A 17,646-nucleotide genomic window follows, 5' to 3' on the forward strand; every position below is an offset into this window, starting at 1 on the left:
ATGAGCCACACGTTAGGTAGGAATCCGTGGACAATTGCGCAGACCGTGTGGACTATTCCGTCCGGTGTCGCGATGTGGGTTCGCCGGTGACCGGACTGGGCCGAAGATCTTCCATCGTGCGGTGTGTCGGCCGACGCGTTGTCCTGGTCTGTGGGGCTGGCTACCGTTTTCCCGTGGAGCCGTGGATCTCGCTCAGTACCGAGGTGGCCGCCGACCCCGACACCGTCTGGAAGTTGATCTCCGACCTGCCACGAATGGGCGAGTTCAGCCCGGAGAACGTGGGTGGTGAATGGGTCGCCCCCGCCACCGGACCCGCCGTCGGCGCACGGTTCCGGGGGAACAACCGCAACGGTGAACGGATGTGGTGGACCCGCGTACGGATCGTCGCCTGTGAGCCGGGCCGGGAGTTCACCTTCGACGTGCGCACGCCGTTCGGGGTGCGGGTCTCGCGCTGGTCCTACGTGATCACCCCGACGCCGGGGGGCTGCCGGCTCACCGAGAACTGGTACCGGGTCGGCAACTGGTTCATCCGCCGGATCATGGGACCCCGGGTGACCGGGCGCCAGGACCGGCCCGGCTACAACGTCAGCTCGATCGAACACACCCTGGCCGCCGTCAAGGCCCGCGCCGAACACCTGCGCGCCGCCCGCACCGAGCCGACCACCTCCCTGCCATGAGAACTGGGTAGCGTTGATCGGGTGGGTAGACGCGGGGCAGTCCTGGTCATCGTCGTGCTGCTGCTGTTCGGCGTGCCGTGGTGGCGGCTGGTCGCCAGCGGGCAGGACTGGCCGGCGGCCGTGTTCGTCACCGCGACGGCCGTGTTCGCCGCCGGCGCCCTGGCGCTGCCCTGGCTGATGGTGCTCGGCCACGCGCGTGGCGAGGACCGCGCCGCCCGGGTCGGCGACACCCTGCTCGGCGTGGTCTGGGTGCTGTTCTCCTGGTCGGTCATCGGGTCGCTGGTGGAGATCGCGCTGGGGCTGGCCGGACTCGACGACCCGGCGCGGTCGCGCGGCGTGGCCGCCGCGACGCTGGTGGTGGCGGCCGGACTGGTGGCCTGGGGCGCGGTCGAGGCGCTGCGGGTGCCCCGGGTCCGGCGGGTCGAGGTGGTGCTGCCGGGACTGGGCCCCGGGCTGGACGGCACCAGGGTCGTCCTGCTGGCCGACACGCACTTCGGGCCGATCGACCGGGTGCGGTGGTCGCGGCGCACCGCCGAGGCGGTCGACGCGCTGGAGCCGGACCTGGTCTGCCACGCGGGGGACATCGCCGACGGCACGGCCGAACAGCGCCGCGACCAGGCCGCCCCGCTCGGCACGATCCGGGCGCGGCTGGCCAAGGTCTACGTCACCGGCAACCACGAGTACTTCGGCCAGGCACAGGGCTGGCTCGACCACATGGCCGGGCTGGGCTGGCAGTCGCTGCACAACCGGCACGTGGTGGTCGAGTCCGGCGGTGACCGGCTGGTCGTGGCCGGCATCGACGACGCCACCGCGCGCGGCTCCGGGCTCGCCGGACACGGCGCCGACCTCGACACCGCACTGGCCGGCGCCGACCCCGACCTGCCGGTGCTGCTGCTCGCCCACCAGCCCCGCCAGGTCGCCCAGACCAGGGACCGGGTCGACCTCCAGGTCTCCGGGCACACCCACGGCGGGCAGATCTGGCCGTTCCACTACCTGGTGCGCGTCGACCAGCCGACCGTCCACGGGCTGAGCCGCCACGGCGAGCGCACCCAGCTCTACACCACCCGGGGCGCCGGTTTCTGGGGCCCGCCGCTGCGGATCTTCGCGCCGAGCGAGATCAGCCTGCTCATCCTGCGCCGAACTCTGCGATGATGCCGTGACCACTCCGGACGGTCGAGCCAGAGGAGACCACGATGCCGCTGCTGCGTGACCTGCTGGACGCCATCGGTGACCGCCGGGTCGAGATCGTCGACCTGACCGCGCCGCTGTCGGCCGACACGCCGATCCTGGCCCTGCCCGAGCCGTTCGCCAACACGATTCCCTTCCGGCTGGAGGAGATCAGCCGCTACGACGAGGCCGGGCCGGCCTGGTACTGGAACAACATCCACACCGGCGAGCACACCGGCACCCACGTCGACGCCCCGGTGCACTGGGTGTCCGGAAAGGACGGTGTGGACGTCTCCCGGCTGGCGTTGCCGCAGCTGATCGCCCCGGCCGTGGTCATCGACGTGTCCGACCGCGTCGCCGACGACCCGGACCACCTGGTCGGCATCGACGACGTCCGCGCCTGGGAGCGGGCCAACGGTCCGCTGCCCGTCGGCGGCTGGGTGCTGGTGCGCACCGGCTGGGACGAGCGCTCCGAGGACTCCGACCGGTTCCTCAACGCCGACGAGAACGGCCCGCACTCCCCCGGTCTGTCCGCCGAGTGCGCGCGCTGGCTCGCCCAGGAGACCCCGGTGATCGGCCTTGGCGTGGAGACCGTCGGCACCGACGCCGGGGCCGCGCACGGGTTCGACCCGCCGTTCCCGTGCCACAACTACTTCCTCGGCGCCGGCAAGCTCGGCCTCACCCAGCTGCGCAACCTCGCGACGCTGCCGCCGACCGGCTCGGTGATCGTGGTCTCGCCGCTGCCGATCGTCGGCGGATCGGGCAGCCCGGCCAGGGTCTACGCGCTCGTCGAGCGGTGAACGTCGCCGAACAGGTCGGCACCGCCCTGGCACGACTCGGCGTCGCCCACGCCTTCGGCGTGGTCGGCAGCGGCAACTTCGTGGTGACCAACGCGCTGCGCGCCGCCGGTGTGCCGTTCACCGCCGCCCGGCACGAGGGCGGCGCGGCGACGATGGCCGACGCGTACGCCAGGACCAGCGGGCGCCCGGCCGTGGTCACCACCCACCAGGGCTGCGGGCTGACCAACGCGCTCACCGGGATCGCCGAGGCCGCCAAGAGCCGCACCCCGCTGCTGGTGCTCACCGGCGACACCCCGGGCGCGGCGGTCACCTCGAACTTCCGGATCGACCAGGACGCCGCCGTCACGGCCGTCGGCGCGGTCGCCGAGCGGGTGCACACGCCGGCCAGCGCGATGGCCGACACCGTGCGCGCGTTCCGTCAGGCGACCCACGATCGTCGCACAGTGGTGCTGGGGCTTCCGCTGGACGTCCAGGCCGCCGACGCCGTCGGGTCGCTGCCCGACGTGCCGGAGCCGCCGCTGCCGGTGCGGCCGCACCCGGACGCCGTCGCCGCGCTCGCCGCGCTCGTCGAACGGGCGCGGCGGCCGGTGTTCGTCGCCGGGCGCGGTGCGCGGGCGGCCGGGCCGGAACTGGCGGAGCTGGCGGAGACGGCCGGGGCGCTGCTGGCGACCTCGGCGGTCGCCAACGGGCTGTTCGCCGGGAACCCGTTCGCGCTGGGCATCGCCGGCGGGTTCGCCACCCCGCTGGCGGCCGAGCTGATCGCCGGGGCGGACCTGGTCGTCGGCTGGGGCGCCGCGCTCAACCGGTGGACCACCGGGCACGGCCGGCTGCTCGGCCCCGACGCCACGGTGGTCCAGGTCGACCTCGACCCGGCGGCGCTGGGCGTCCACCGGCCGGTCGACCTGGGGGTGCTCGGCGACGTCGCGCTGACCGCCAGGGACCTCGCGGCCCTGCTGGGTCCGCGCACGGGCTACCGCACCGGCGAGGTGCGCGAGCGGATCGCCGCGCGCGGGCGCTGGCGCGACGTCCCGTTCACCGACGCCTCCACCGGTGACCGGATCGACCCGAGGGCGCTCAACGTGCGGCTGGACGAACTGCTGCCGGCCGATCGGGTCGTCGCGGTCGACTCCGGCAACTTCATGGGCTACCCCAGCGCCTACCTCGGGGTGCCCGACCAGTTCGGTTTCTGCTTCACCCAGGCGTTCCAGTCCATCGGCCTCGGGCTGGCGACGGCGATCGGCGCCGCGCTCGCCAGCCCAGGCCGGCTGCCGGTCGCCGCGCTCGGCGACGGCGGCGCGCTGATGAGCGTCGCCGAGCTGGACACCGTGGTACGGCTGGGGTTGCCGATGGTGATCGTGGTGCACAACGACGACGCCTACGGCGCCGAGGTGCACCACTTCACCGGCCAGGACCACGGCGCGGTCCGCTTCCCGGACACCGACCTCGCCGCGATCGGCGCCGGTTTCGGTGCCGCGTCGCTGACCGTGCGCACGCTCGCCGACCTCGACGGCGTCACCGCGTGGCTCAACGGTCCGCGTGACCGTCCGCTGGTGGTCGACGCCAAGGTCACCGACGACGGCGGGGCGTGGTGGCTGGCCGACGCGTTCCGCTGACGGGACGGTCCCTGGCGCGGCCCGCCGGCTCTGCCGCACCATCGGAGGATGACCCCCGACCAGGTGCGACGCACCGCGACCGGGCCGACCGCCGGGCTCGCGGCCGGCTACACGCAGGCCAACCTGATCGCCGTGCCCGCCGACCTGGCCTACGAGATGCTGCTGTTCGCCCAGCGCAACCCGAAGCCGTGCCCGGTGCTGGACGTGACCGACACCGGCAGCCCGCACACCGTGCTGGCACCCGGCGCCGACCTGCGCACCGCCCTGCCGCGCTACCGCGTCTGGCGCGACGGGGATCTCGTCGCCGAGCCGACCGACGTCACCGGGTACTGGCGCGCGGACCTGGTGGCGCTGCTGATCGGGTGCAGCTTCACCTTCGAGACCGCGCTGGCCGCCGCCGGGATCCCGCTGCGCCACCGTGACCAGGGCGTCAACGTGCCGATGTTCGTCACCGACCGCGAGTGCCGCCCGGCCGGGAGGCTGCACGGCCCGCTGGTGGTGTCGCTGCGGATGATCCCGGCCGGGCTGGTCGACCTCGCGGTGGCGATCAGCGCCAGGATGCCGGCCGTGCACGGCGCCCCGGTGCACGTCGGCGACCCCACCGCGCTGGGCATCGCCGACCTGGCGGCCCCGGACTTCGGCGACCCGGTGCGGGCCCACGACGGTGACGTGCCGGTGTTCTGGGCGTGCGGGGTGACGCCGCAGGCGGTGCTGACGGCCTCCCGGCCGCCGTTCGCGATCACCCACGCACCGGGGCACATGTTGGTCACCGACGTGCGGGACACCGAGTACCTCACCGTCCCGCTCTAGGGTGCGGGACATGACCAACCACCTCCTCCCCACGGCCACCGCCACCGAGGAACGGGACCGGGGCGCCGGCATCGCGCTGCTTCCGGTCGGCAGCTTCGAGCAGCACGGCACGTTCCTGCCGCTGGCCACCGACACCGTCATCGCGGTCACCGTGGCCAGGGCGATCGGCGAGGCCGTCGACGTGTTCGAGCTGCCGCCGGTGACCGTGTCCTGCTCGCACGAGCACGCCGCCTGGCACGGCACCGTCAGCATCTCGGCGGCGACGCTGTACGCGGTGGTCACCGACATCGCCGCGTCGCTGCGGGCCAGCGGGGTGTCGAAGCTGGTGCTGGTCAGCGGACACGGCGGCAACTACGTACTGGGCAACGTCGTGCAGGAGGCCGGTGCCGCCGGGCACGCGATGGCCCTGTTCCCCACCGAGGACGACTGGGCGCGGGCCCGCCGCGACGCCGGGGTCGAGCTGAGCGCGGTCCACGACATGCACGCCGGCGAGCTGGAGACCTCGATCATGCTGCACGCGCACCCCGAGCTGGTGCGCGCCGACCACGCCGAGCACGACCACCTCGCCGACGACCGGGGCCGGTTCCTCACCCTCGGACTGCGCGCCTACACCGAGTCCGGGGTGATCGGGCGGCCCTCGCTCGCCTCCGCCGGAAAGGGCCGCGACGCCGTGCGCAGCCTGGTCGACTCGTTCGCCGGGGTGGTCGACGCGTTGGACAGGTGCGGCAGGTAGTGGCCGAGGCGTTCGCGCTTGGTGGCCAGGTAGCTCAGGTTCTCCTCCCCCGGCTCGATCAGCAGGGGAACCCGTTCACTGATCCGGATCCCCTTCGCGCGTAACGCCGCCACCTTCTGCGGGTTGTTCGACAGCAGCCGGATGGAGGCCACGCCGAGCTCGTCGAGGATGTCGGCGGCGACGTCGAAGCTGCGCGCGTCGACCGGCAGGCCGAGCGCGACGTTCGCCTCGACGGTGTCCATGCCCTCCTCCTGCAGGCGCATCGCCCGCAGCTTGGCGACCAGCCCGATGCCCCGGCCCTCGTGACCGGTCAGGTAGATCACCACGCCCGCGCCGGCCGCGACGATCTCCCGCAGCGACGCGTCGAGCTGCTCACCGCACTCACAGCGGGTGGAGCCGAAGACGTCCCCGGTCAGGCATTCGGAGTGCACCCTGGTCAGCGGGCTGAACCCGGTGAGGTCACCGTGGACGGCCGCCAGGTGCTCGTGCCCGTGCCGGTCCAGGTATCCGACCGCGCGGAACTCCCCGTACCGGGTGGGCAGGCGGGTCTCGCCGACCCGAACGATGGTGCCGTGCCGCTCGATGTCGGCCAGATCAGTCATGCAAGCCTCTCCCGTCGAACCAACAGCATCAGCGCACCGGGCAGGCTCGCGACCAGACCGAGAAGTCCGTAGGCGACGGCGGCGGTGAGGCCCTGTGCGGCTCCGAGCCCGGCGGCGGCGAACATCAGCGCGGTCACCCCCTCCCTCGGCCCCCAGCCGCCGACGTTGACCGGCAGTCCCATGGCGAGCAACGCGACCACGACGATCGGCAGCAGCTGGCCGGCCGGCTGGTCGGCCCCCGCCGCGTGCATCGCGATCAGGAACAGCGTCACATGCCCGGCAAGCGCCAACGCCGACAACAGCGCGACCCCGGGCCACGCGTCGCGAGCCAGCAAGCCGGTGCGCACGTCCTCAAAAGTACGCCGCCAACGCGATCGTGCCCCGATCAATTTGCGCGCCATCATGTACACGAGTACCAGGACCGCAACTCCGGCGAGCACCGCGAAGCCCACCTCGCGGGCCGGTCCGGCGACCAGCACCACCACCCCGGCGGCGATCACCACGGCCTGGCCGGCCATCCGTTCGAGCACCACCGCGCGTACCCCGGCGCCCAGATCGCCCTCCTCGCGGCCGTGGCGCACCGCGCGCTGCACGTCGCCGAGCACCCCGGCCGGCAGGACCGCGTTCAGGAACAGCGCCCGGTAGTAGTCACCGACCGCGCGCCCCAGCGGCAGCCGCAGCCCGAGACGGCGGGCGACCAGACACCAGCGGCCGGCGCACAGCACGGTCGTCGCCAGCCCGATGCCCAGCGCGGCCGCCACCTCGGTCACCGAGATGACCCGCAGCCCCTCGACGAACCCGGCCGCGCCCAGCTTCCACACCAGCGCGCCCACGATGCCCGCGCCGACGAGCAGCTTCACCCACGCCCACAGCCGGGCGTTTCCCCGCCGTGGCGCGGGTTCCGGTGCGGGGGGCGGGACCGGCGGGGCGGCGACCGGCCGTTCGAGCATGGCGGTCATCGGGGCCCACCCAGGTCGTCGAGCAGGACCGCGAGCCGGTCGCCGGCGCCCGCCCAGTCGGTGAGCTCCCGCTTGCGCGCGGCGTCGCGCAGCCGTTCCCGCAGGCGGGGTTCGGTCAGCCAGCGGCGCAGGGCGGCGGTCAGCGCCGGCACGTCGTCCGGCGGCACCAGCAGGCCCGGCACGGCACCGGCGGCGGTGCGCCCGACAGTCTCCGGCAACGCGTCCACGTCCGAGGCCAGCACCGGCATCCCCCTGGCCAGCGCCTCGGTCACGACCATGCCGAAGGTCTCCTGCCGCGAGGGCAGCACCAGCAGGTCCGACTCCGCGAACAGCGCCGCCAGCTCCGTGCCGGGCAGGGGCGCCAGCGGACCGGGCAGCGTGACCCGCCCGGCGAGACCGTGGCGGCGGGCGAGGTCACGCACCCAGCCGACGAACTCCGGGTCGCGGTCCACCGAACCGACACAGGTACAGGTCCACGGCAGGTCGGCGAGCCCGGCCAGCGCCTCCACCAGCACGTCCTGGCCCTTGCGCGGCACGATCGCCGCCACGCACAGCAGCCGCGTGCCGTCACCGCCGTCGCCCGGCGGCGCCGGGTCGGTGCCCGGCTCGACGACGTGCACCCGCTCGGGGTCCAGCCGGTGCAGGCCGGTCAGCCGCCGCCACGCCCACCGGCTGGTGGCGACCACGGCGAACGCCGCGCGCAGCGTCTCGCGCTCCAGCGCGTCCAGCTCGGCGGCCCGCTCACCCGGCAGGGCGGTGTCGTCACCGAGGGGCATGTGCACCAGCACCACCAGCCGCAGCCGCCGCGCGTGCGGCACCACCACCGCCGGCACCCCGCACGCCACCAGCCCGTCGACCAGGGTCACCGTGCCGTCGGGGACCTCGGCCAGCGCCCGGTCGAGCGCCACCCGCGAGGCGGTGTCCGGCACCGGCCAGCGCCCGGCGACCGGCACCGGCGTCAGACCGGCGACCGCGCTCACCCGCCGGTCGTAGACGTTGCCGCCGCTGGCCAGCGCGACGTCGTCGACGTCGGACGGGACGACGAACGGGATCACAGCGCCCGCCGGTAGCTCGCCCACGCCACGTGGGACTCGCCCAGGGTCACGCTGATCTCGGACAGGCCGCGCGCGCCCTCGCCGAGCCCCCCGTCGTGGACCCGCTCGACGAGCTGGTCGGCGACGTACTTCGCCAGGAACTCGGTCGAGGTGTTCACCCCGGCGAACTGCGGCAGCTCGTCGAGGTTGCGGTAGTTCAGTTCGCCGAGCACCTCGCCCAGGCGGGTACTCGCCAGGCCGATGTCGACGACCAGGCCGTCGGCGTCGAGGTCCGCACGGTGGAAGGTGGCGTCCACGACGAACGTGGCGCCGTGCAACCGCTGCGCGGGCCCGAACACCTCGCCGTGGAAGCTGTGCGCGACCATCATGTGGTCCCGGACGGTGAGGCTGTACACCCGCGCCTCCTGCTGTGTCGATTACGTGTTGTCGTAGGTAACACGGACACAGAGCGCGGACAGTTCAATCCCGTTCAACCTGGGCAGCAGGTCCGGCAGCTCGGCGAACCGGCACTCGCCGGTGATCAGGGCGTCGAAACCGGGGTCGGCCAGCAGGTCCAGGGCCACCGCCAGCCGCTGCGGGTAGCCCCGGCGGCCACGTTGGGCCGGCGAAACGGTACCCACCTGGCTGGCGCGCAGGGTCAGCCGCCGCGAGTGGAACCACTCCCCCAGCGGCACGGTCACCGGCCGGTCGCCGTACCAGCTCAGCTCGACCACCACGCCCTCCGGCGCCAGCAGCTCCAGCGACCTGGCCAGGCCGGCCGAGGTCGCCGAGGCGTGCACCACCAGGTCACAACCCTCGCGCGCGGCGTCCGGGGTGGCGAACTCGACGCCCAGGGCGTCGGCCAGCGCGGCGCGGTCGGGGTTGGTGTCCACCAGCTGCACCCTGGCGGCCGGGACACCGGCGAGCACCTTGGCCACCGACGCGCCGACCATGCCGGCGCCGACGACCGCGATCCGGTCACCGACCAGCGGCGCGGCGTCCCAGGCGGCGTTCACCGCGGTCTCCACCGTGCCGGCCAGGATCGCCCGTGCGGGTGGCACCGAGTCCGGCACGGGCGTCACCGAGGCCGCCGGCACCACGTACCGGGTCTGGTGCGGGTACAGGCAGAACACCGTCCGCCCGGCCAGCTCCGCCGGCCCCCGCTCCACGACGCCCACGTTGAGGTAGCCGTACTTCACCGGTGCCGGGAACGCGCCGTCCTGGAACGGCGCCCGCATGGCGGCGTGCTGGCTGTCCGGCACGCCGCCACGGAACACGAGCGTCTCGGTGCCCCGGCTGACCCCCGAGTACAGGGTCCGCACGAGCACCTCGTCGGGGCCGGGGGCCGCGACCTCGACCGGTCGCAGCTCACCCCGGCCCGGTTCGGCGAGCCAGAACGCCTGGTCCATCAGCCCACTGTAGGCGGGTGATCAGAACTGGAGGTACCAGGAGTTGATCGTGCCGGTGTCGGCCGAGGCGGCGTCGCGCACGCGCAGCCGCCACTCGCCGTTGGCGGTCTCGCCGGGCGCGTTCACCGAGTAGGTGCCGACCAGGTCGTCGGCGCTGCCGCCGGTGCGGTTGTGCAGGGTGTAGGGCGTGCCGTCGGGGGCGAGCAGGTCGACCACCAGGTCACCCCGGTAGGTGTGCCGGATGTCGACGCCGACCGTCAGCGAAGCGGGCACGGTGGCCGGCACGCCGGAGACGGTGACCGGGCTGTACACCGTGGTGAGGTCGGGGATCGCCACGTCGGTGTCGTTGGTGAAGCGCGGGCCGGGGTCGGGGTCGGCGGTGGTGGACAGCGTCCAGACGGCGTAGGCGATGGCGTCGGCGTTGCGGTCCAGGGCGGTCACGTTGATGTTGGCCGTGGTGTCGCAGGAGCGGTGGTAGCACGGGTCGTAGGCCTGGCCGGCGGTGCCGCCCCACTTCTGGGCCTGGGCGCTGGTCTTGATGCCCTCAGCGCCGGTGAACAGGCCGCCGACCGCGATGCCGGCGTTGGCGAACGCGGCATGGTCGGAGCGCCCGCCGACCGACGTCAGCTCGGTCGGCACGCCCATCTGGGCGAACGGTGCCTCCAGGACCCGTTGCAGCTCAAGGGATCCGGACGGCTGGCCGCTGGCCGAGTAGACGAAGTAGCCGGGGTTGGGCGAGCCGACCATGTCGAAGTTGATGTAGGCGTCGATCTTCGCCCGTTCGGTGCTTGGCAGGTTGTTGACGTAGTAGGTCGAGCCGACCAGGCCGCGTTCCTCGGCGCCCCACCAGCCGAAGCGCAGCCGCTTGGCCGGCGCGAGGTTCTGGCTCGCCACGGTCAGCGCGACCTCCAGCAGTGCGGAGGACCCGGAGCCGTTGTCGTTGATGCCCGGCCCGGCGTTGACCCCGTCCAGGTGCCCGCCGGCCATGATCACGCTGTTGGCGTCGCCGTGCGGCCATTCGGCCAGCAGGTTCCACCCGGTGACCCCGCCGGAGGTGAACGGCTGCACGGTGGTGACGTAGCCGGCGGCGTCCAGGCGGGCCTGGAGGAAGTCGACCGACGCGCGGTAGCCGGGTTGGCCGTGGGCGCGGTTGCCGCCGTTGGCGGTGGCGATGGACTGGAGCTGGTTGAGGTGCGCCTGCACGTTGGCGACCGGGATGTCCGGTGCGGCGAGGGTGTCCGGCGCGGGGGCGGCGGTCGCGGTGGCGCCGCCGGCCAGCAGGACGCCGGCGGTCAGCGCGGCGAGCGGAACGCGGATTCTCATGGGTGGTGCCTCCGGCGATCAGCAGGGATGGAGCGCATCCCACCGAGCGTCCCCGAACCGGTCAGCGAAGACGTAGCTCCGTTCGTGGGCAGTTCTTCCCAGTTGCCGAAAACTGCCCTACCATGTGCCGTCGAAGCGATTCGACGATCCCGGGTGGCGCAGTGGCCAAGATCGAGGACGTCGCCCGGCACGCGGGCGTGGCTCCCAGCACGGTGTCCTACGTGCTCAGCGGAAAACGGTCCATCACCGAGCGGACCCGGCAGCGGGTCCTGCGCAGCATCGAGGAACTCGGGTACCAGCCGCACGCCGGCGCGCGGGCGCTGGCGAGCAACCGGTCCAACGTGGTCGCGCTGGTCGTACCGCTGCGTACCGGGATCCACGTACCGGTGATCATGCGTTTCGCCACCTCGGTGGTCACCGCCGCCCGCGAGCACGACCACGACGTGCTGCTGCTGACCCAGAACGAGGGCGTCGCGGGGCTGCGCCGGGTGGCCGGCACCTCGCTGGTGGACGCGATCATCGTGATGGACGTCGAACTCGACGACGAGCGGGTGCCGGTGCTGCGGGACCTGCGGCTGCCGGCCGTGCTGATCGGTTTCCCCGCCCAGGCCCAGGATCTGACCTGCATCGACCTCGACTTCACGGCCGCGGCCGTCGCGTGCGTGGACCACCTGGCCGAACTGGGGCACCGGCGGGTCGCGCTGATCGGCTCACCGCCGGAGGTCTACGAACGCGGCACCGGCTTCGCGACCAGGACCACCGCCGGGTTCACCGAGGCGACCGGGCGGCACGGGATCGCGGCCAGCGTGCACCCGTGCGAGTCGACCCCGGCGGCGGCCAGGGAGATGGTGACCCGCCTGCTGCACGAGCACCCCGACCTCACCGGAGTCGTGGTGCACAACGAACCGGTGATCGCGCCGGTCCTCGCGGCGATCCGCGAGGCCGGTCGCACCGTCCCCGACGACCTGTCCGTGGTGGCGATCTGCCCCGACGACCTCGCCGAGCACGCCATGCCCGCGCTGACCTCGGTGTCCATCCCCGCCGAGGAGGTCGGCCGCGAGGCGGTCGGCCTGCTCATGGCCAAGCTGGGCGGGCAACCCGTTCCGGACGCGACGCTGATCGAGGCCCGTCTGACCCCACGGGACAGCACCGGCGCCGCCAGGTAGTTCCCGACAACCGCACACCGACCTCCGACGCCCATCGTCGAAGCGATTCGACGACCGATCCCCACTGGTTGGAGAGACAACGATGTTCACCCCAGGAAGGCTCGTCGCGGTCATGATCGCGACGGCGACGGTCCTCACCGCCTGCGGCGACGACGGCGACGCAGCGGCCGGCACCGAACTCACCCTCTGGCACTACGAAAGTCCCGACAGCGCCATGGGAGTCGCCTGGAACAAGGCGATCGAGGAGTTCGAACGCACCCACGACGGCGTGACGGTGAAGTTCGAGGAGAAGGGTTTCGAGCAGATCCAGAAGAGCGCCCAGATGGTGCTCAACTCCGACGAGGCGCCGGACCTGTTGGAGTACAACAAGGGCAACGCGACCGCCGGACTGCTGTCCAAACAGGGCCTGCTGACCGACCTGTCCGACGTGGTCACCGAACGCGGCTGGGACGACAAGCTCTCCCCCAGCGTGCAGACCACCTGCAAGTACGACGAGCGCGGCGTGATGGGCGGCGACCGGTGGTTCGGCGTGCCGAACTACGCCGAGTACACGATGGTCTACTACAACAAGGACCTGTTCGACCAGCACGGCGTCGCGGTGCCGACCTCGCTGGACGAGCTGACCGCCGCCATGGACACGTTCGTGGACAAGGGTGTGACGCCGCTGTCGGTCGGCGCCAAGGAGTACCCGGCCCAGCAGATCCTCTACCAGCTCGCCCTGTCCAAGGCGGACTCCGACTGGGTGCGCGGCTTCCAGCAGTACGACGGCGAGGTCGACTTCCACGACCAGGCCTGGACCTACGGCGCGGAGACCTTCGCCGACTGGGTCGAGAAGGGCTACCTGTCCCAGGACTCCACCGGCATCGACGCCGAGAGCATGGGCGTGGCGTTCATGGAGGGCAAGTTCCCGATGATGATCTCCGGGAGCTGGTGGTACGGCCGGGTCCAGTCCACGGTCAAGGACTTCGCCTGGGACACGTTCCTGTTCCCCGGCAGCGACCTCGCGCTCGGCTCCAGCGGCAACCTGTGGGTGGTGCCGGAGAACTCCCCGAACAAGGAGCTGGCCTACGACTTCATCGACATCACGATGCAGCCGGACATCCAGGCGCTGCTGGGCAACTCCGGCGGCATCCCGGTCGCGGCCGACGTCAGCGCGATCACCGACGAGCCCAGCCGCAAGCTCGTGGAGAACTACCAGACGCTGGTCGAGCGGGACGGCCTTGGCTACTACCCGGACTGGCCGGTGCCCGGCTACTACGACGTGCTGGTCTCCGCGACCCAGAAGCTGATCAGCGGGTCCGCGTCACCGCACGAGGTCCTCGGCGAGCTGGCGGGGCCGTACGAGGAGAACCTCGCCACCATCGGCTCCTGAGATGGCGGTGCTGACCAGACCCCGCACGGGCAGGGCGGGGTACCTGCCCTACCTGCTGCCGGCGGCGGTGCTGTTCGTCGCGGTCATCGCGGTGCCGCTGGCGATGAACATCGGGATCAGCTTCACCCGCTGGCAGGGCGTCGGCTCACCGGACTGGGTGGGCCTGGACCAGTACCGCACGCTGTTCGCCGACGAGACGTTCTGGGTGTCCTTCGGCAACAACCTGGCGCTGGTCGTGGCGATGGCCGTGCTGCCGACGCTGTTCGGGCTGCTGCTGGCGACCGCGCTGTTCGACGTCGTCGGCAAGCGGTACGCCAGGACGACCACGGCGCTGCGGGCGGCGTTCTACCTGCCGCAGGTGCTGCCGGCGGTGGTCGCCGGGGTGGTGTGGGGCTGGATCCTGCATCCCGAGTACGGCTCGGCGAACGCGCTGCTGCGGTTCCTCGGCCTGGAGTCGTGGACGCAGAACTGGTTGGGCGACGAGCGGACGGCGCTGCTGTCGGTGATGGGCGTGCTGGTGTGGATCCAGCTCGGCTACCCGCTGGTGATCTTCCTGGCCGGTCTGCAACGCATCGACCCGCAGCTGCACGAGGCGGCGGCGCTGGACGGGGCGTCGTGGTGGCAGCGGCTGTGGGCGGTGACCGTGCCCCAGCTGCGGCCCGAGATCTTCGTGGTCCTGCTGACCTGCACGATCGCCTCGCTCAAGTCCTTCGACAAGATCTTCGTGCTGACCAGGGGCGGGCCGGGCGGCTCGACCAACACCCCGGCCTACTTCTCCTTCCAGAACTTCTTCGAGAAGACCAACGTCGGCTACGGCGCCGCGATCGCCACGGTCCTCACGGTGTTGATCCTGGGGCTCACGTTCCTGTTCCTGCGTGCGCAGAACAGGAGCGATGGATGAGTCTTCGACGGGGCTTGGTGCTGGGCGTTCTGGTGGTCCTGGCCGTGGTGATGTTGTTCCCGTTCCTGCTGGTGCTGCTCAACGCGCTCAAGTCACCGGCCGACTACACCGCCAACGGGCCGCTCGGACTACCGGAAAGCCTGTACCTGCAAGGGATCGTGGACTTCTGGGAACGGGTCGACTTCGGGCTCAAGCTGACCAACAGCACGGTCATCGCCGGGTCGGTGTCGGTGCTCGCGGTCCTGGTGTCGATCCTGACGGCCTACGCGCTGGGCATCGGACGCGTCCGGGGCAGGGTGTGGATCGTCGCGGTGTTCCTGCTCGCGAACCTGATGCCGCAGGAGGCGCTGGTCTACCCGCTGTACTTCCTGGCCAAGGAGGCCGACCTCTACGACACCAAGCTCGCGGTGATCATCATCTTCACCGCGGTGCAGAGCGCGTTCGGCACCTACCTGCTGTCCTCGGTGCTGTCCACGTTCCCGCGTGAACTCGTCGAGGCGGCCAGGATCGACGGCGCCGGGCGGTGGCAGATCCTGTGGCGGGTGGTGGTGCCGATCTGCTGGCCGACGCTGTCGGTCCTGTTGGTCTTCTTCTTCATCTGGACGTGGAACGAGTTCTTCATCCCGATGATCATGCTGGTCTCCAACGACAACCAGACCGTTCCGGTGGCACTCGGGGTGCTGCAGGGCCAACGGCTGATGGACGCCACCGCGCAGAGCGCCTCGGCGCTGCTGGGCATCCTCCCGGCGGTGGTGTTCTTCCTGATCTTCCAACGGACACTGACCCGCGGCATCGCGGTGGGGGCGATCAAATGAAGTTCACCGACGGCCACTGGCTGATGCGCGCCGGCGTCACCCCGGCCTACCCGGTCGAGGTGCTCGACGCCGCGCCGACGGCCGACGGCCTGCGGATCCTCGCGCCGACCTATCCGGTGCGCTCACGCCAGGACCTGCAGAGCGGCGCGGTGCTCACCGTCGACCTCAGCGCGCCGCTGCCCGGCGTGATCGGGGTGACGCTGACCCACCACGCGGGCGGCGCGGCGCGGTCACCGAGGTTCGAGCTGTTCGGCGACGGCCACCCCGCCGCGCACCAGGAGATCACCGACACCTCCGCCGCGCTGACCTCCGGCGAGCTGACCGTGCGGGTCAGCCGCGCCGCGCCCTGGCGGGTCGAGTTCAGCGCGGGCGGGCGGGTCCTGACCTCCAGCGGCGAGAACGACATGGCCATCCTGACCACCGGCGACGGCGGCCACCACCTGCGGGAACGGCTGATGCTCGGCGTCGGCGACGCGGTCTACGGCCTGGGCGAGCGGTTCGGTCCGCTGGTGCGCAACGGCCAGGTCGTCGACATCTGGAACGCCGACGGCGGCACCAGCAGCGAACAGGCCTACAAGAACATCCCGTTCTTCCTGACCAACGCCGGCTACGGCGTGTTCGTCGACCACCCCGGCCTGGTGTCCTTCGAGGTCGGCTCGGAGGACGTGTCGCGGGTGCAGTTCAGCGCCCAGACCCAGTCGCTGCGCTACTTCGTGATCCACGGGACGCCCAAGGAGATCCTCGCCCGGTACACCGCGCTGACCGGGCGCCCGGCGCTGCCGCCGGCGTGGTCGTTCGGGCTGTGGCTGTCGACCTCGTTCAACACCGACTACGACGAGGACACCGTCAACTCGTTCATCGACGGCATGGCCGAGCGTGACCTGCCGCTGTCGGTGTTCCACTTCGACTGCTTCTGGATGCGCGAGCTGTCCTGGTGCGACTTCCAGTGGGACGAGCGGATCTTCCCCGACCCGCGCGGCATGCTCGCCCGGCTCAAGGCCCGCGGCCTGCGGGTGTGCGTGTGGATCAACCCCTACATCGGCCAGCGGTCACCGCTGTTCGAGGAAGGGATGGCCCACGGCTACCTGCTCAAGCGCCCCAACGGTGACGTCTGGCAGTGGGACCTGTGGCAGCCGGGCCTGGCCATCGTGGACTTCACCAACCCGGAGGCCCGCGAGTGGTACGCCGCCAAGCTCGACGCGCTGCTCGACCTGGGCGTCGACTGCTTCAAGTCCGACTTCGGCGAGCGGATCCCCACCGACGTCGCCTACTTCGACGGCTCCGACCCGGAGCTGATGCACAACTACTACGCCTTCCTCTACAACCGCACGGTGTTCGACCTGCTGCGCAAGCGGCGCGGTGAGCGGGACGCGGTCGTCTTCGCGCGCACCGCCACCACCGGCACCCAGCGGTTCCCGGTGCACTGGGGCGGGGACAACCTGTCCACGCCGCAGTCGATGGCCGAGTCGCTGCGCGGCGGGCTGTCGCTGACGATGTCGGGCTTCGGGTTCTGGAGCCACGACATCGGCGGGTTCGAGGGCACCCCGCCGGCCTGGCTGTTCAAGCGGTGGATCCCGTTCGGGCTGCTGTCCTCGCACAGCCGGCTGCACGCCAACTACTCCTACCGCGTGCCGTGGGCGTTCGACGAGCAGGCCGTCGACGTGCTGCGCTCGTTCACCCGGCTCAAGGCGTCGCTGATGCCCTACCTGTACCAGGCGGCGCGGGTGGCGCACACCGACGGCGTGCCGGTGATGCGCGCGATGGTCCTGGAGTTCCCCGACGACCCCGCCTGCGTGTACCTCGACCGCCAGTACCTGCTCGGCGGCGACCTGCTGGTGGCCCCGGTGTTCACCGAGGACGGCACCGTCGACTACTACCTGCCGGCCGGCGAGTGGACCCACTTCGTCACCGGCGAACGGGTCTCGGGGCCGCGCTGGGTGCGCGAGCGGCACGGGTTCGACAGCGTGCCGCTGTTCGTGCGGCCGGGGGCGGTCGTGCCGGTCGGCGCGGTCGACGACCGGCCGGACTACGACTTCGCCGAGGGGGTCACGCTGGGGGTGTACGGGCTGGCCGACGGCGCGACCGTCACCACCACCGTGCCCACCGTGGACGGCGACGTCGCCGCCACCTTCACCACGACCCGGCGCGGCGACACGGTGCGCGTCGAGGTCGACCACCCGCCGGCCACCTGGCGGGTGCGGCTGGCCGGCGCCGAGCCCGTCGACGTCACCGGTTCGACCGTCACCGTTCACCTCTGACCGCACA

General features: G+C 72.0%; 16 protein-coding genes and 1 pseudogene. 11 read left to right on the forward strand and 6 right to left on the reverse strand.

What is annotated here, in order from left to right; all coding sequences use genetic code 11:
• Positions 1-173: 173 nt before the first annotated feature.
• From BLA60_RS09210 to BLA60_RS09235, 6 genes are read left to right on the forward strand one after another with little or no spacing between them, the layout of a single operon-like run.
• A complete protein-coding gene (locus tag BLA60_RS09210) occupies positions 174-677 on the forward strand; it encodes an SRPBCC family protein (protein WP_075132362.1) in 504 nt (167 codons plus the stop codon).
• Between the two features lie 21 nt (positions 678-698).
• Positions 699-1,829, forward strand: a complete 1,131-nt coding sequence (locus tag BLA60_RS09215; protein ID WP_211288656.1) for a metallophosphoesterase — start codon at positions 699-701, stop codon at positions 1,827-1,829.
• A 41-nt stretch (positions 1,830-1,870) separates the two neighbouring features.
• Positions 1,871-2,644 (forward strand): cyclase family protein, encoded by a 774-nt coding sequence (locus BLA60_RS09220; protein WP_075132364.1) that lies wholly within the window; start codon positions 1,871-1,873, stop codon positions 2,642-2,644.
• Positions 2,641-4,257, forward strand: coding sequence for a thiamine pyrophosphate-binding protein (locus tag BLA60_RS09225; protein WP_075132365.1), 1,617 nt, complete (start codon positions 2,641-2,643; stop codon positions 4,255-4,257). Before BLA60_RS09220 ends, BLA60_RS09225 begins: the two co-directional genes overlap by 4 nt.
• A 48-nt stretch (positions 4,258-4,305) precedes the next feature.
• On the forward strand, positions 4,306-5,067 hold the full coding sequence (locus BLA60_RS09230; RefSeq protein WP_075132366.1) for a putative hydro-lyase: 762 nt from the start codon (positions 4,306-4,308) through the stop codon (positions 5,065-5,067).
• A 10-nt stretch (positions 5,068-5,077) separates the two neighbouring features.
• The gene (locus BLA60_RS09235; RefSeq protein ID WP_075132596.1) at positions 5,078-5,800 is read left to right on the forward strand and encodes a creatininase family protein; all 723 of its coding nucleotides are present in this window, start codon (positions 5,078-5,080) and stop codon (positions 5,798-5,800) included.
• A gap of 50 nt (positions 5,801-5,850) precedes the next feature.
• Here BLA60_RS09235 and BLA60_RS09240 read toward each other — a convergent pair.
• From BLA60_RS09240 to BLA60_RS09265, 6 genes and pseudogenes are all read right to left on the reverse strand, one after another.
• A pseudogene (locus tag BLA60_RS09240) lies at positions 5,851-6,402 on the reverse strand (GTP cyclohydrolase II); the annotation flags it as partial.
• Positions 6,399-7,361 (reverse strand): lysylphosphatidylglycerol synthase transmembrane domain-containing protein, encoded by a 963-nt coding sequence (locus tag BLA60_RS09245; RefSeq protein ID WP_075132368.1) that lies wholly within the window; start codon positions 7,359-7,361, stop codon positions 6,399-6,401. The pseudogene BLA60_RS09240 and the gene BLA60_RS09245, both read right to left, overlap by 4 nt.
• Positions 7,358-8,413, reverse strand: coding sequence for a glycosyltransferase family 4 protein (locus BLA60_RS09250; protein ID WP_211288675.1), 1,056 nt, complete (start codon positions 8,411-8,413; stop codon positions 7,358-7,360). The genes BLA60_RS09245 and BLA60_RS09250 overlap by 4 nt, the downstream gene beginning before the upstream one ends.
• Entirely contained in the window at positions 8,413-8,811 is a 399-nt protein-coding gene (locus BLA60_RS09255; protein WP_075132370.1) for a 6-pyruvoyl trahydropterin synthase family protein, read from the reverse strand. Before BLA60_RS09255 ends, BLA60_RS09250 begins: the two co-directional genes overlap by 1 nt.
• A gap of 21 nt (positions 8,812-8,832) precedes the next feature.
• Positions 8,833-9,804, reverse strand: a complete 972-nt coding sequence (locus BLA60_RS09260; RefSeq protein ID WP_075132371.1) for a zinc-dependent alcohol dehydrogenase — start codon at positions 9,802-9,804, stop codon at positions 8,833-8,835.
• Between the two features lie 21 nt (positions 9,805-9,825).
• Positions 9,826-11,127 carry a M28 family metallopeptidase gene (locus BLA60_RS09265; protein WP_075132372.1) on the reverse strand — a complete coding sequence of 434 codons (1,302 nt, stop codon included), beginning with the start codon at positions 11,125-11,127 and terminating at the stop codon, positions 9,826-9,828.
• Between the two features lie 161 nt (positions 11,128-11,288).
• Here BLA60_RS09265 and BLA60_RS09270 point away from each other — a divergent pair, with 161 nt between their 5' ends.
• The 5 genes from BLA60_RS09270 to yicI all read left to right on the forward strand — a co-directional run bounded on the left by BLA60_RS09270 (position 11,289) and on the right by yicI (position 17,639).
• Entirely contained in the window at positions 11,289-12,293 is a 1,005-nt protein-coding gene (locus BLA60_RS09270) for a LacI family DNA-binding transcriptional regulator (RefSeq protein ID WP_211288657.1), read from the forward strand.
• Between the two features lie 82 nt (positions 12,294-12,375).
• Positions 12,376-13,665: an ABC transporter substrate-binding protein gene (locus tag BLA60_RS09275; protein WP_075132374.1), complete on the forward strand. Its 1,290-nt coding sequence runs from the start codon at positions 12,376-12,378 to the stop codon at positions 13,663-13,665.
• A 1-nt stretch (position 13,666) separates the two neighbouring features.
• Positions 13,667-14,566 (forward strand): carbohydrate ABC transporter permease, encoded by a 900-nt coding sequence (locus BLA60_RS09280; RefSeq protein WP_075132375.1) that lies wholly within the window; start codon positions 13,667-13,669, stop codon positions 14,564-14,566.
• Positions 14,563-15,381: a carbohydrate ABC transporter permease gene (locus BLA60_RS09285; RefSeq protein WP_075132376.1), complete on the forward strand. Its 819-nt coding sequence runs from the start codon at positions 14,563-14,565 to the stop codon at positions 15,379-15,381. The genes BLA60_RS09280 and BLA60_RS09285 overlap by 4 nt, the downstream gene beginning before the upstream one ends.
• The gene (gene yicI, locus BLA60_RS09290) at positions 15,378-17,639 is read left to right on the forward strand and encodes an alpha-xylosidase (RefSeq protein ID WP_075132377.1); all 2,262 of its coding nucleotides are present in this window, start codon (positions 15,378-15,380) and stop codon (positions 17,637-17,639) included. The genes BLA60_RS09285 and yicI overlap by 4 nt, the downstream gene beginning before the upstream one ends.
• Positions 17,640-17,646: the final 7 nt, after the last annotated feature.

Source organism: Actinophytocola xinjiangensis (genome assembly GCF_001921215.1).
In the GTDB taxonomy this organism is placed as follows: domain Bacteria; phylum Actinomycetota; class Actinomycetes; order Mycobacteriales; family Pseudonocardiaceae; genus Actinophytocola; species Actinophytocola xinjiangensis.

Bases quoted from the DNA above. Each gene is read 5' to 3' on its own strand.
- BLA60_RS09220 (WP_075132364.1), top strand. From the start codon at position 1,871: ATGCCGCTGCTGCGTGACCTGCTGGACGCCATCGGTGACCGCCGGGTC.
- BLA60_RS09230 (WP_075132366.1), top strand. From the start codon at position 4,306: ATGACCCCCGACCAGGTGCGACGCACCGCGACCGGGCCGACCGCCGGG.
- BLA60_RS09235 (WP_075132596.1), top strand. From the start codon at position 5,078: ATGACCAACCACCTCCTCCCCACGGCCACCGCCACCGAGGAACGGGAC.
- BLA60_RS09245 (WP_075132368.1), bottom strand. From the start codon at position 7,361: ATGACCGCCATGCTCGAACGGCCGGTCGCCGCCCCGCCGGTCCCGCCC.
- BLA60_RS09260 (WP_075132371.1), bottom strand. From the start codon at position 9,804: ATGGACCAGGCGTTCTGGCTCGCCGAACCGGGCCGGGGTGAGCTGCGA.
- BLA60_RS09265 (WP_075132372.1), bottom strand. From the start codon at position 11,127: ATGAGAATCCGCGTTCCGCTCGCCGCGCTGACCGCCGGCGTCCTGCTG.
- BLA60_RS09275 (WP_075132374.1), top strand. From the start codon at position 12,376: ATGTTCACCCCAGGAAGGCTCGTCGCGGTCATGATCGCGACGGCGACG.
- BLA60_RS09280 (WP_075132375.1), top strand. From the start codon at position 13,667: ATGGCGGTGCTGACCAGACCCCGCACGGGCAGGGCGGGGTACCTGCCC.
- BLA60_RS09285 (WP_075132376.1), top strand. From the start codon at position 14,563: ATGAGTCTTCGACGGGGCTTGGTGCTGGGCGTTCTGGTGGTCCTGGCC.
- yicI (WP_075132377.1), top strand. From the start codon at position 15,378: ATGAAGTTCACCGACGGCCACTGGCTGATGCGCGCCGGCGTCACCCCG.